Below are 12,785 nucleotides of genomic sequence, written 5' to 3' on the forward strand. Positions count from 1 at the left end.
GCCCTGCGCCATCGCCGTGCCATGGCGGCGAGTATGCTCGGTCCGGGACTCGCGACGCCGATCACGAAGGCGGTGTAGGCAAGCAGCGCATTGGCGCCGCCGAGATGGGGTAGGAGCGTGCTGTCTCGTTTACCTGATAGGGGTAAGCAAGACCGGGGTTCCAAAAGCTTCGAGCCTGGCGTTCGAACGTTCGAAATAAGCCGACCAGAATTGCTGGAGTGAGCTCATCGTTTTCGTGTCGCGATACTGTGCCGCCTTGCCCGGTCCGGATGGCTGCTGGATCAGACCCGCCCCCATGACGTAGACCGAAGCGCCGCCGAAGTCGCCGAACAGTTTTGCGGTCTCGACTTTCTTGAGTTCGGCGGTCGGGTCGATGTTGCGCACACCCCTGTTTTGATAAAAGCTGGATACCGTCGAATTTTCCAGCATATCCGAGACGAGCAGCACGGTACGTATCGGTGCCTTGGTATCCTTGACGACCTTGGACAGCGCAAACAGGGTGCCATCGATATCGGACTTGGCCAGATCGAACGTACTCGCGGCTAGAATTTTTCCGATCGCATTACGTGTCAACGTCAAGCCGTATTGCACCTGACCGTTCATGCAGGCGTCGAATGTCTTCAGTTTCGGGACGCTGATCGAGTCGCGCGTGCCGGCGGGAATTGGCGCTTCGAGCGTGCCGGATGCAACCACGTCAAGATATCGGCCCTGAGAATAGGCCGAAAATCGATAGATCGACACGTCGATGCCCGGCTTGATGATCGGCTTGACGAGATCCCACAGCGAGCGTTTCAGCTCGTCGTCGAGAACGACGGTTTCGTCCAGAACGATGAAGAGTGCGCGTTGCGCGGGGGAGGATTGGGTATCCAACTTCCCCGCCACGTAGCAGCTCGGGATCTGGTTGATCGGCGCGGCAGCGGCACTCGCACTGCCGAAGAGCGCGATCGCGGGCACCAGGAACGAGAATAACTTGAGCATCGCGACCTCAGAGTAGTTCGTCCAGTTCCTTGTCGAGAGCGGCCGAGCGCTCGGCATTGCGACGCGTTTCCTCATCCCGCATCCGCGCTTCCTTGCGCGCCTTCAGTGCCGGAAGCACGGCTGCACGCTGCGTTTCGCTCAATGCCATCAGATAACGCTTGGCCCCTTCCTTGTCGTCGCCGAATGCTTCGACTCGCGCGACGGCAGCGTCGACCGATGACGCATCTTCATGGCGCTGCACGGCTCGCGCTTCCTGCGCCGCTTGCTTGTGTTCGACCTGGCTGACGTGGCGTTCGAGCAAGAAATTCTCGAACGTGTTTTTCAGCCCGAGGCCGACGTTGCCATTCTTTTCTGCCAGGCGTTGTTGCAAATTGCTGAGCTTCGCCTCGGCGGTTGCCAGGATCGGGCTGAAATAACGGGTATAGTCGTCGAACGTCGAGAATCCGAGTGTGCTCTTGTATGCATCCTTGCTGTTCTTGCCGGCGAATCCCCATTTATAGCCAGCGATGATGCCGACAATCTGCGTGACAACGAAAATAAACGCAAGCATCAGGAAGGCCGACAGGCCTTCCACAGTCGACGAGTTGTTGATATCGGCTTTCGCCTTGGCGTCGGCAGCGGCTTGCGGCGCCGTGATTTCAGCCGGTAATTTCTCATCGCTTGCGAAGGGATTACCTTCGCTCGGTCCCTGCGCCTGTACGCTCGACGCCTGGATGGTTTCGCGGCCGAGTTCCGCCTCGAGGTGCTTGACGCGCATGACGGTAGATGCAATCGCGATCACGATGATGGCCGCCACGGCGATCCAGACGACGGTATACGATCCGTCGCTGCCGACGCGATTGATGCATTGGGTGTAATACGGCTGGCCGTCGTCGACGTGCTGATCGTCTTTCAGCGTGATGTTGTGGCTGCGCAGCGGTCCTGCCTGGCCATCGTCCCGCCATTCTTTCTGGCAGCTGCGGACCAGATTAGTGCGAAATAGTTGATGACCCGCATTATGAGTCAGGAAGCCGAGCACCATGCAGAGCACCAGGACGATGGCTCCCATCAGAAGGACACGTGTGTTCTCGCTTCCCTCCATTGCCATCCAGCTTCCAAGCAGATAGGAAAAGCCCAGGCCTTCGGCGATGATCAGTGTGCCCAACACGAGAAACAGCCAGCCGGGAGTCGGAGAACGTCCGGTGTCGTTGGCCTTCGCCAGATAATCGATCCGCTTGTTGAATTCCTCTTCACTGCTCAGGTGGACGAAGCGCTTGTAGTCATTGCACAGTGTACGCTCTGAATTGGTCCAGCTCTTGTCCTTGGCATAGCGGGAAGAATCCTTGGCGAGGCGGGAGATTTTTCCCAGGATGGGAAACGAGTACCAAAAGTTGAGCCACCACAGGTCGATTCGGAATTTGAAAGTGGCATAGATCGCGACGAACAATGCCAGCGCAAGCATGGAATCGATCGCCGCCAGGTTATGACTGATGAATTCGGACATGTTGAAAATTCCTCTGTGTTTTATTTAACGGTCCTCGGATTGAAGGCTGCAACCATCGTCGTGCTGCCGGTCCGGTAATACAGATTCGAATTGGCGGCCTGGTTGGCTTGATTGCGCGGAAGCACGAGATCCATGCATTGGATGGGGCCGTTTACGAAAACACGGTAAAGAAGACCATGTTCGCCCTGGTAAGTGTTGACGTGAGCCATGGTGCTGAAATCGGCTTTCGAAGCCTGATTCGTTTTGCCATGTGACGCCTTGTAGATCAGCACGGTGGGGTTGCGGGCCGGCGCCGCGCCGTCGCGCAAAACGGCCACATGGGTAAGCGCAACGAGGTTGCCGTTGACGGTATCGGTCCACGAGGTGTCGTACAGATTCGGCAAATATTCCGACACATGGTATTCACGGTTTCCCTGCAATTCCTTGACTGCGTTTGCATACCGGGGGCGGTCTTCGGTACAACTGCGGTTAACCGGCACGTCGGCCGCGATGGCAGATGGAATGAAGCTGAACCCGCCCTTCGATGCCAATGGACGTCCGATGTCGATTGAGACAGGTTTTTGCGGCGCCGGGATGCCACCGAAATCGTAGCCGTACTCTGTTTCCGTTTTGGCCACCGGGACCGTTTGTGTAGCGGTCGGCGTGGTTGTGATGACGGGCGAAGACGGTCCCTTCGCGCGCGCGCTTGCGGGGCGTGGCTGATGCGTCATCGTGGAATTGTTTTTGTTGCCCGAGGAGATCGTGGTCGAGACGCTGGATTGTGGCGACCGGTCGATTGCATCCATGTGCGTCGCCATATCACTGACCCGATAAAAACTCGTGTTCGCGACCCGGTTGGCCAAATATTTCTGAAAAGCCTGTTCGTCCGGCAGGTCGACGATCTCGACCCTACGGTTTCGCGTACGCCCGTTCTCGGTGCGGTTATCCGCGATTGGCTGGGTTTCGCCGCTACCCTGGTAAAATACTTGTGAGTCGGGTACGCCGGCCTCGGCAAACAGGCGAGCTACGTTGCGGGCGCGTTGTTCGGACAGATCGGCATTCAGGCGCGAACTGCCGGTATCGTCCGTGTGGCCGACGATGAGTATGCGCTTGCGGCGCAGCCCCTGTATCGCTCTTGCCTGGTCGGCGCTTGCGTCTTGTGGCAATGCATTGTTGTCGAAGACAACCGCGTATTGCTTCGCAATCTCACGAAAATAGCCGTCCGCTTCGGGCGAAAGTACGTCGGACCCGGTGCGGAATTGCGTGCTTAGCGCGGCATTGCCAAGGGTATCGCCGCCTGACGTATCGACGAAGGACTGGTTGTCCACGCGATCCTGGATTGACACACTCATGCCGACCGGGTTGTTGGCGCCGGCGCCCTGTACTCCTGGCGCAGTCTCGTCGGTACCAGCGGGTAAGGAGATATCCGTCATCGAAACGGTCAGATTATTTTTCTGCGCAATTTTGGAAACCTCACATTTGCGCCGGTCGAGCTCGGACCCGAGGTAATTGCCGAGAGCAAGACCGCCGAGCACACCTGCAACCGTAGCCGCTTTTCGGCCACTGCCTTTGCCGACCTTGTTTCCCAGGAAACCTCCGACCAGTGCCCCGATGACGGCGCCTGCGATCTGTCCTTGGTTGCTGGCGCAGGGATCCGCCCCGTCGGTCTGGAATTGTGCAGGGTCGGGTGCTGCATGGGCTTGCAAGGAAAAACTACTGATCAGCAAGGCGATAAGCGGCCGCTTAAAGAAAGGCGAAATCATCACAGTGGCTTTGAAACTCGATTTGTCGGTGTGCCCGGATTTGTCCAGGCAGGAGAAACGAAGCGTATTCTTGATTGCAGAATAGAAATTAATGTGCTCAATACGCCAACATCCTGTAATGATAACCCAGCTATTTATAACTTTCCACCTGGAAATTTTATTTATTGAAGAAATTGTGGGTCAGACCTGTCAAATTTTCGCCGGCAGACATAATCCGTGATATTTATTGATAATTTATATTCTAGTGTGATGTGATTAATCACGGCATTCAGTTGCCGCCGAGATGCTAGAGGCAGCGGCTTGAATAAACAATTCAAATTCATTCGATGGCAATGTCGGGGCATCCATAGAGAGGGCACCGGTATTTCGCAATGGCGGGCAACGCTGTCGTAAAGGGCAGGCGGATACAAGACATTCCCCCCAAGCGGGCATCAGAATGAAGGCGGTCAAGTCCGACCGTTAATCACTGAGGAGCCTCGATGAACGCAACCACCCCGCTCGAAAAGAAAGTCGTCAACCACGGTGTCGCGTGGGAAGACATCTACGGCTATTGCCAAGCCGTGCAGGTCAAGGACGTCATCTATGTCTCCGGCCAGCTCGCGCACGACGGGGAAGGCGCACTGGTCGCGCCGACCCCGCTCGACGCGCACAGCAAGCCCACCGACTTTGCGAACATGGAACAGCAGATGCTCCAGACCTACCCCCGCAACGCCGTGGCCCTGCTGGCCGGGTTCGGCGCGACCTTGGACGACGTCGTCGAAGAGACGTTGTACGTGCTGGACGTGGACGCGGCATTCGCCGTGGCCGGCAAGGTCAGGAAAGAGATGTACGGTGTCGAACGCCCGCAGGTTGCCAGCAACCTGATCGGCATGTCGCGGCTCGTTTTCCCGGCACAACTCATCGAGATCACATTCCGTGCGGTCGTGAGATGAGCCAGTGAAAGATCAGGCGTCCGCCGGCGCGGGCGTCTTGTCCTTGTACTCGCACAAATCGTTGATGATGCAGTTCCAGCACTTGGGCTTGCGCGCCACGCACGTGTAGCGGCCGTGCAGGATCAGCCAGTGGTGCGCGTCGTGCAGGAAGTCCTTCGGCACGAATTTCAGCAGCTTGCGCTCCACCTCGTCGACGTTCTTGCCCGGTGCGATCTTCGTGCGGTTCGCCACGCGGAAGATGTGTGTGTCGACGGCCATCGTCGGTTCGCCGAACGCCGTGTTCAGCACGACGTTCGCCGTCTTGCGGCCCACGCCGGGCAGCGCTTCCAGCGCCTCGCGCGAGCGGGGCACTTCGCCGCCGTACTGGTTCACGAGGATCTCGCAGGTGGCGATGACGTTCTTCGCCTTGTTGTTGTACAGGCCGATCGTCGAGATATAGGTCTTGAGTTCGTCCAGGCCCAGGTCGAGGATCGCCTGCGGCGTATTCGCCACCGGATACAGCCGGCGCGTGGCCTTGTTGACGCCGACGTCCGTCGACTGCGCGGACAGCAGCACGGCGATCAGCAGTTCGAACGGCGTCGTGTATTCGAGTTCGGTGGTGGGTGTCGGGTTGGCGTTGCGAAAGCGCGTGAAGATCTCGAGGCGTTTGGCGGGATTCATCGATGCTTATTGTTTGTTGTCCTGGGCGGCTTTCTGTTTCGCGCGCTCGATGGCGGCGGCGATGATCGCGCGCTTGCGTTCTTTTTCCGCCAGCTCTTCCGCCGTATTCGTTTGCTCGGCCGTCACGGCACGCATCTTTTCGAGGGCCTTCGCGGCCAGGCGCGCGTCGTTTTCTTCCTTCTCGCGGCGCAGGCGTTCGGTGCGGAAGTCGTGGCGGGCGCGCGCGGCGTCGGCCTGCTCCTGCGACCACGCGGCCCAGCCGGTCGGCTCGCTGGCCGGGTCGTCGGTGCGGGGGATCATCGCGATGCAGTCGACGGGGCAGGGCGCCACGCACAGGTCGCAGCCCGTGCACAGGCTGGGCAGGATCGTGTGCATCTGCTTGGCGGCGCCGAGGATCGCGTCGACGGGGCAGGCCTGGATGCACAGGGTGCAGCCGATGCACAGGTTCTCGTCGATGAAGGCGACGGGGCGCGGACGCTCCACGCCATTCGCGGGATTGATCGGGATGACGGGCCGGCCGGTGATGCTCGCCAGCCGCACGACGCCTTCCAGGCCGCCGGGCGGGCACTGGTTGATCTCCGCCTCGCCGCGCGCGATCGCCTCCGCGTACGGGCGGCAGGCGGGATAGCCGCACTTGGTGCACTGGGTCTGCGGCAGCAGGTCTTCGATCTGGTCGGCGAGCGTCTTGGTCACGGCGATACAACTTCGGAACTGGATAAACCGTCATTATCCGCTAAAAGTCCGGTCGCGGAGAAATCCCCCTGGCCGGGGGCGGGGCTTGCGATGCCGCTGGTCAATCCGATCCGGGCGCATGCGTGGTGCACCGTACGGAGTGCGCGCCGGGCCCTATCACGATCCCCACCGCGACGGATGCCTGCCGGCGCGCTACCGCAGCGACCAGTACGTCGCGATCGACTGGCGCGAACACCATTTGCGCCCGCCGCCGAAGGGCTAGCCATCAGCGTCATTGCCAACCTCATCATCAGTCACTGCATCCGCGGGCTGCCTTGACGGCGGCCCCGGCAGGTGGTTCACCGGGCCGTTCCCGCCAGCGCGGGAGCGGCCTTTTGCGTCTTGAGCGCGACAGCCATCTGCTCTAGACTTGTCGCCTCATCAATCGAAGAAAGGAGGGCATCGTGAACCATGTATTCCTGCCGAGCGCCATGCAGGCAAGCGCGGCCCGACTTCCTTCCCGTCGATTGCGTGAAGGTCGCTCGGTGGGCCATCCACCCTCTCATTATCGATTCTGCGACTTTCATGCAAACGATTCCAATCATCTATTTCCCCGGGCTGTGTGCCGACGCCCTGAGCTTTTATCGTGACACACTGCGCGCTGAGGTGCTGTTCCAGCTGACGGCGCAGCCCGGAGGCCAGCCGCAGTTCGTGCCGCCCGGCAGTCCCGGCAAGATCATCCGCGCGGGCCTGCGCATCGGCGAGTCCATCGTCTACCTGTCCGAGGGGCACCACCCAGGCGCGCCTGAATTTGCGGGATTTTCGCTGAGCCTGCACGTCGCGGACGCGGACGAGGCGGCCCGCGTGCTGCAGGCGCTGGGCGAGGGCGGCGACATCCGTGTCCCGTTGCGCGCGACGACATGGGCCGATTGCTTCGGCGCCGTCGTCGATCGTCATGGCGTGCACTGGACGATCGAGGCGGGCACTCGGCACATTGCTGCCTGATGCTTTACACTGGACCGATGTATAACCAATCTTGCATCCAATGTCATCGGTCCCGCTGAACCTGTCCCGCCGCCTGCGCGCGGCGGGCATCCTGTCCATCCTGCTTGCCGCGGCCTCCGCGCCATCCGCGTTTGCTGCGGAAGACGCGCGTACGCGCGACGAAGTCGTCCACCTGCTCGATTACCTCGGCCACTCCGGCTGCCAGTTCAACCGCAATGGCACGTGGTACGACGCGCAGAAGGCGCGTGCCCACCTGGAAGAAAAATACGCCTATTTGCAAAAACGCGACATGGTGCCCAATGCGCAGGCGTTCATCGAGCGCGCGGCGTCGACGAGCAGCATGAGCGGCAAGCCCTACGAGGTGCGCTGCGGGACCGCGCAGGCGGTGCCGAGCGGACGCTGGCTCGGCGACGAGTTGCGGCGCTACCGGGCCGCGCACGCTGGCGCCAGATAAAAAAATGCCGCGGGCCAGGCCGCGGCATCGTTCGCGTCGCGCTCGTGCGAGCGGATCAGGCGTTCTTGCGAATGAACTCGCCGATCATCGGGCAGATGATCTCGCGCCAGCGGCGGCCGGAGAAGATGCCGTAGTGGCCGCAGTTCGGCGCCGTGAACAGCTTCTGCTTCTCGGCCGGGATGCTGCTGCACAGGTCGTGCGCCGCATGGGTCTGGCCGGCGCCGGAGATATCGTCCAGTTCGCCTTCGATGGTGAACAGCGCGACATCCTTGATGTCCTGCGGACGCACGAGCTGGCCACCCACTTTCCACGTACCCTTGGGCAGGCGGTGTTCCTGGAACACGGTCTTGATCGTTTCCAGGTAGTACTCGGCCGGCATGTCGAGGACGGCGTTGTACTCGTCGTAGAACTTGCGGTGCGCTTCCGCCGAATCGTCGTCGCCGCGCACCAGGTGCTGGTAGAACTCGCGGTGGCTCTGGGCGTGGCGGCCCGGGTTCATGGCGATGAAGCCGGCGTGCTGCAGGAAGCCCGGATAGACCTTGCGGCCGAAGCCCGGGTAATTGCCCGGTACGGCATAGATCACGGTGTTCTCGAACCACGAGAATGGCTTTTCCTGCGCCAGGTCGTTGACGGCCGTCGGCGATTTGGTCGGGTCGATCGGGCCGCCCATCATGACCATGGACTTGGGCAGCTTCGGATCCTTGTTCGTCGCCATCAGCGAGATCGCGGCGAGCACGGGCACGGTCGGCTGGCACACGGAGATGACGTGCACGTCCGGGCCGAGGTGGCGGATGAAGTCCTGGACATAGTAGATATAGTCGTCCAGGTGGAATGGGCCGTCCGACATCGGCACCATGCGCGCGTCGACCCAGTCGGTGATGTAGACGTCCTGGTCCGGCAGCAGCGCACGCACGGTATCGCGCAGCAGCGTCGCATGGTGGCCCGACAGCGGGGCCACGACGAGCACTGTCGGTTGCTCGAGCGCGGCGAAGTCCGGCTCGCTCATGTCTTTCTTGAAGTGCAATAGTTTGCAGAACGGCTTGCTGACGACCGTTCGTTCCATGATGCCTACCGTCTGGCCGTTGACCATGGTCGAAGTCAGGCCGAAAGCAGGTTTCTCATAGTCCTTGCCGAGGCGGTACATCAACTCGTAGCCGGCAGCGATACGCTGCGCGAACGGGGTGTGCGCGAACGGCGAGACTGGATTCGAAAACAGTTTGGCAGAGGCATCGGCCCACTGCATCAGCGGGTTCAGGAAGGAGCGGTGCATCTCGTGCAGTTGGTAAAGCATAATTATTTCCTTCGTGACTCTGGGCGCAATTGCAAACGTTTGCGCTACGTATTGACCAATTATAGGCCTATTCGGCTTGGTGTGGGGCAACAACGGAGCCGCTGCAACAAAGTGTTGATACTGCGTTGCAGCATTTGTATCACACTTCCACAGGGGCGGTTCGTTAAGTGCACTACATAAGAAAAAAGCCCCGCTTGGGCGGGGCTTTTTCGTCGCAGCCGAGTTACGGAACGGCTCAGTCGAACACAGGCGTCTCGACGCCGAGGATCTTGTGCAGCTTCGGCGACGTCGTCGTGTACTGCATGTGGATCTTCTTGTCCGGGAAGATGTACGGCGCGGCGCCGAAGGCGGCCAGCGCGGCTTCGTGGAAGCCCGACAGGATCAGCTTCTTCTTGCCCGGGTAGGTGTTGATGTCGCCCACGGCGAAGATGCCCGGCACGTTGGTCTCGAATTTCTCGGTGTCCATGACCTTCAGCTGGCGGCGCTCGATGTCCAGGCCCCATTCGGCGATCGGGCCCAGCTTCGGCGACAGGCCGAAGAACACCATCAGCATGTCCAGCGGGACGCGGCGGGTCACGCCGTCGGCGCCGGTGACTTTCACTTCGGACAGCTGGCCATCCTTCTCATCGAAACCGGTGACCTGGCCGATGATCAGCTGCATCTCGTAGTCTTCGCACAGCTGCTTCATCTTGGCAACGGAAGCYGGCGCGGCGCGGAAGTCTTCGCGGCGGTGCACCAGCACGACGGATTCCGCCTTGCCGACGAAGTTCAGGGCCCAGTCCAGCGCGGAGTCGCCGCCGCCGCAGATGACCAGGTTCTTGCCTTCGAACAGGCTCGGATCCTTGACGCGGTAGAACAGCTGGCTGTTGTCGAACTTGTCGATGCCGTCGACCTTGATCGTGCGCGCCTGGAACGAGCCGACGCCGGCCGCGATAAAGATCGTCTTGGTGATGAAGCGGGTGCCGGTCGAGGTTTCGACGTTGAAGCGGTGGTCTTCACGGCGCTGGACGGTGGTGACTTCCTGGCCCAGGTGGAAGGTCGGCTCGAACGGCTCGATCTGCTTGAGCAGGTTGTCGGTCAGTTCCTGGCCGGTGCAGACGGGCACGGCCGGGATGTCGTAGATCGGCTTGTCCGGATACAGTTCCACGCACTGGCCGCCGACGGCCGGCAGCGAATCGATCACGTGGGCTTTGATCTCCAGCAGGCCCAGCTCGAACACCTGGAACAGGCCGACCGGGCCCGCACCGATAATCACGGCATCGGCTTCGATGGCGCCGGCAAAGGAGCTGTTGGGAGCGATGGTGCCCACTTCGGGCGTGGCGCTGATAGTCATGCTGATATCCTGTGTGAAGGGATCGCGCCAAACCTACTGCGCGTTGCAGAAGCGGCGGCGCTTCTCGCACTGCCATGCACTGCATGCCAGTGCCTTCTGCTGCCGCTCGCTACGGTTTTGCGCGACCCTGATACTGCGTTGGGTCTAAAAATGATTAGCGGGCCAGCTGGTCCAGCTTGTTCTTGACGTCTTTCCACTCTTCCGCGTCGGGCAGGGCGGGCTTGGTCTTGGTGATCGACGGCCAGTTGCGTGCCAGCTCGACGTTGAGCTTGATGAATTGCTGCTGGTCCGACGGCACGTCTTCTTCCGCATAGATCGCGTTGACCGGGCACTCCGCCACGCACACGGCGCAGTCGATGCACTCGTCCGGGTCAATGGCGAGGAAATTCGGGCCTTCCCGGAAACAATCTACCGGGCATACATCCACGCAATCGGTATAGCGACAACGGATGCACGATTCGGTGACAACGTGGGTCATAACAGTCCTATCAGTGAGTGGAAGCGGCGGCGTGTGGCACGTCGAAAAACCTACTGCGCGTTGCACTGCCGTCCTGCGATGCTCGCTGTACTACTCGTACAGCTGCGCTTCTCGGACGGCATTGCGGCCGCTCGCGACGGTTTTTCGAGGTGCCCTTTACACAGAGAGCGTTCGCCGGACGCGGCAAAGCACTGTATTTTAGGGCAATTCTGCTTCTACGACAAATCAGGCTTATACACAATACACATAAGCAAATGTGTTCGGGGTCGCCGCGCCGCCCGGGCGGATGACCCTGTCCGGACTCCCCGGGCAGGGGCACGGCACCCGGCGGTGGCGGCTTCAGGCGGCAGGCGGGACGGGCCGCGCGGCGGCGTCGGACGTGCGTTCCGGCGCGGGCAGGTYGACCCTGGCCGTCGTCGCGATGACGCCATCGGCCACCGCGACGGTCGTCAGCGTCACGCCGGCCGCGGGCGTCTGCGTGGCCGGCGGCCGTTCGCCGGCCGGGCCGAGCCGGCCGTGTGCGGCGCACCAGCGGGCCAGCGCATCCGCTTCCTGTTGCAGCACCCGTTCCACGTCGTAATACTCGGCCAGATTCATTGTGCCGCAGCAGGCGCGCCGATCCTGGCGCGCGCCGGGCGCGTCGGTCACGAGTGGTGCCAGGCGCAGGCCGGCCTGGTGGTCGCCTGCAGGCGCGGCCGGCACGGCGAGCACCTCGCGCTGGGCAAAGCGGTCGCGGATGGCACTGATGACGGCCTGCTGCTTGCCGTCCTCGAGCGCGAGGCGCAGCATCTCGTTGGCCACGTCGGCGAAGGAGGCGGCCGTGTCGGGGGCGGCGATCAGCGCGCGCAGCACGAGGCCGCGCAGCCAGCCGGCGACCCGGTGCAACACGCTCGCGCAATCCTCCAGCGCGGGATCGCGCTCGAGGGCGAACACGTCGGCCAGGATGTCGTAGACGGCACCCGTGAATACCTGCGAGATCGCATGCACCTCGGTGCCGGCCTGCGACAGGGTCAGGTCGTTGTCGGCATTGCGCAGACCCGTCGTGCTGCCGAGGGCAAGGCCGAACTGCTCGGCGATGTCGGCCAGGAACGTCTTGTCGTGCAGGCGCGCCTTGGTCTGGGCGACGACGGCCTCGCACTGGTCGAGCTGGGACAGTGCGAGGAAGATCGCCGTCAGGTCGCCGAACGCCTCGTGCAGGCCGCCGGTCTGCGGCGGGTTGCCGGCCATCAGCCACTGCGGCTTGAGACCGTCCAGCACGGCGTGCCCCGTCTCGTGCGAGACGATGTCGAACGAACGGCATGTGTACACGCGCGCCGTTTCCCCGCTGGGCACGAAGTCGCCGAACTTCAGGCAGGCCTGCGCGCGGCTGTAATAGGCGTTCATCACGTTCGGCAGGCCATACGGCCAGACCCGCAGCGGCGACGTGTCCGCGCTGCTGTTCCACTGCCAGGGCAGGGGCATGTCGCTGCCCGCCGTCGACAGGGCGCGCTGGTACATCGTCAGCGTCTGGCGCACGACGGCGAACGTGTGGACGGCGTCGAACTGCGGGGTATCGGGCATCGTCACGAAGTCGCCGAAGGCGTTCGGTTCGACCGGCGGGATCCCCGGATCGCCCGACGCCAGCGCGACGCGGGCGTCGCGCGGCCCGGCCAGCACGACGCCGGGCAGGAACACCTTGCGCGTGCCGATCTCGTTCACGGACGGGTCCTGCTTCCACATCAGCACGCGCGCGCCGGACGCATAGGGCAGGGGTACGT

13 protein-coding genes are annotated in these 12,785 nt (G+C 61.9%); 4 read left to right on the top strand and 9 right to left on the bottom strand.

The window, feature by feature from the left end:
- Nucleotides 1-129: 129 nt before the first annotated feature.
- From AC1DYX_RS19370 to AC1DYX_RS19380, 3 genes are read right to left on the bottom strand one after another with little or no spacing between them, the layout of a single operon-like run.
- Nucleotides 130-978, bottom strand: a complete 849-nt coding sequence (locus AC1DYX_RS19370) for a hypothetical protein (RefSeq protein WP_477261771.1) — start codon at nt 976-978, stop codon at nt 130-132.
- Between the two features lie 7 nt (nt 979-985).
- The gene (locus tag AC1DYX_RS19375) at nt 986-2,461 is read right to left on the bottom strand and encodes a hypothetical protein (RefSeq protein ID WP_477261773.1); all 1,476 of its coding nucleotides are present in this window, start codon (nt 2,459-2,461) and stop codon (nt 986-988) included.
- Between the two features lie 20 nt (nt 2,462-2,481).
- Entirely contained in the window at nt 2,482-4,203 is a 1,722-nt protein-coding gene (locus AC1DYX_RS19380; RefSeq protein ID WP_477261775.1) for an OmpA family protein, read from the bottom strand.
- A 479-nt stretch (nt 4,204-4,682) separates the two neighbouring features.
- Here AC1DYX_RS19380 and AC1DYX_RS19385 point away from each other — a divergent pair, with 479 nt between their 5' ends.
- Entirely contained in the window at nt 4,683-5,135 is a 453-nt protein-coding gene (locus AC1DYX_RS19385; RefSeq protein ID WP_477261777.1) for a RidA family protein, read from the top strand.
- Between the two features lie 12 nt (nt 5,136-5,147).
- Here AC1DYX_RS19385 and nth read toward each other — a convergent pair whose 3' ends face one another.
- Entirely contained in the window at nt 5,148-5,795 is a 648-nt protein-coding gene (gene nth, locus AC1DYX_RS19390) for an endonuclease III (protein ID WP_477261779.1), read from the bottom strand.
- Between the two features lie 6 nt (nt 5,796-5,801).
- Nucleotides 5,802-6,488: an electron transport complex subunit RsxB gene (gene rsxB, locus AC1DYX_RS19395; RefSeq protein ID WP_477261781.1), complete on the bottom strand. Its 687-nt coding sequence runs from the start codon at nt 6,486-6,488 to the stop codon at nt 5,802-5,804.
- Nucleotides 6,489-6,606: 118 nt separating this feature from the next.
- On the opposite strand from rsxB, the gene AC1DYX_RS19400 reads away from it, so the two are divergent.
- The 3 genes from AC1DYX_RS19400 to AC1DYX_RS19410 all read left to right on the top strand — a co-directional run bounded on the left by AC1DYX_RS19400 (nt 6,607) and on the right by AC1DYX_RS19410 (nt 7,926).
- Entirely contained in the window at nt 6,607-6,750 is a 144-nt protein-coding gene (locus AC1DYX_RS19400) for an RcnB family protein (protein WP_477261783.1), read from the top strand.
- Nucleotides 6,751-7,052: 302 nt separating this feature from the next.
- A complete protein-coding gene (locus AC1DYX_RS19405) occupies nt 7,053-7,472 on the top strand; it encodes a VOC family protein (RefSeq protein WP_477261785.1) in 420 nt (139 codons plus the stop codon).
- Nucleotides 7,473-7,512: 40 nt separating this feature from the next.
- On the top strand, nt 7,513-7,926 hold the full coding sequence (locus AC1DYX_RS19410; protein ID WP_477261787.1) for a YfeK family protein: 414 nt from the start codon (nt 7,513-7,515) through the stop codon (nt 7,924-7,926).
- Nucleotides 7,927-7,981: 55 nt separating this feature from the next.
- Here AC1DYX_RS19410 and AC1DYX_RS19415 read toward each other — a convergent pair whose 3' ends face one another.
- The 4 genes from AC1DYX_RS19415 to AC1DYX_RS19430 all read right to left on the bottom strand — a co-directional run.
- A complete protein-coding gene (locus AC1DYX_RS19415) occupies nt 7,982-9,217 on the bottom strand; it encodes a polyhydroxyalkanoate depolymerase (RefSeq protein WP_477261789.1) in 1,236 nt (411 codons plus the stop codon).
- 235 nt (nt 9,218-9,452) lie between these two features.
- Nucleotides 9,453-10,550 (bottom strand): NAD(P)/FAD-dependent oxidoreductase, encoded by a 1,098-nt coding sequence (locus tag AC1DYX_RS19420; protein WP_477261791.1) that lies wholly within the window; start codon nt 10,548-10,550, stop codon nt 9,453-9,455.
- A gap of 154 nt (nt 10,551-10,704) precedes the next feature.
- Nucleotides 10,705-11,028 carry a ferredoxin FdxA gene (gene fdxA / locus AC1DYX_RS19425; RefSeq protein WP_259448891.1) on the bottom strand — a complete coding sequence of 108 codons (324 nt, stop codon included), beginning with the start codon at nt 11,026-11,028 and terminating at the stop codon, nt 10,705-10,707.
- Nucleotides 11,029-11,367: 339 nt separating this feature from the next.
- Nucleotides 11,368-12,785, bottom strand: a 1,418-nt coding sequence (locus AC1DYX_RS19430; RefSeq protein ID WP_477261794.1) for a hypothetical protein, incomplete at its 5' end; no start/stop codon positions are given.

The organism is Massilia sp. P2_C2, assembly GCF_056404615.1.

Coding starts and splice junctions, on each gene's coding strand:
- AC1DYX_RS19370 (WP_477261771.1), bottom strand. CDS start 978: ATGCTCAAGTTATTCTCGTTCCTGGTGCCCGCGATCGCGCTCTTCGGC.
- nth (WP_477261779.1), bottom strand. CDS start 5,795: ATGAATCCCGCCAAACGCCTCGAGATCTTCACGCGCTTTCGCAACGCC.
- fdxA (WP_259448891.1), bottom strand. CDS start 11,028: ATGACCCACGTTGTCACCGAATCGTGCATCCGTTGTCGCTATACCGAT.
- AC1DYX_RS19410 (WP_477261787.1), top strand. CDS start 7,513: ATGTCATCGGTCCCGCTGAACCTGTCCCGCCGCCTGCGCGCGGCGGGC.
- AC1DYX_RS19375 (WP_477261773.1), bottom strand. CDS start 2,461: ATGTCCGAATTCATCAGTCATAACCTGGCGGCGATCGATTCCATGCTT.
- AC1DYX_RS19385 (WP_477261777.1), top strand. CDS start 4,683: ATGAACGCAACCACCCCGCTCGAAAAGAAAGTCGTCAACCACGGTGTC.
- AC1DYX_RS19380 (WP_477261775.1), bottom strand. CDS start 4,203: ATGATTTCGCCTTTCTTTAAGCGGCCGCTTATCGCCTTGCTGATCAGT.
- AC1DYX_RS19400 (WP_477261783.1), top strand. CDS start 6,607: ATGCGTGGTGCACCGTACGGAGTGCGCGCCGGGCCCTATCACGATCCC.
- AC1DYX_RS19405 (WP_477261785.1), top strand. CDS start 7,053: ATGCAAACGATTCCAATCATCTATTTCCCCGGGCTGTGTGCCGACGCC.
- AC1DYX_RS19415 (WP_477261789.1), bottom strand. CDS start 9,217: ATGCTTTACCAACTGCACGAGATGCACCGCTCCTTCCTGAACCCGCTG.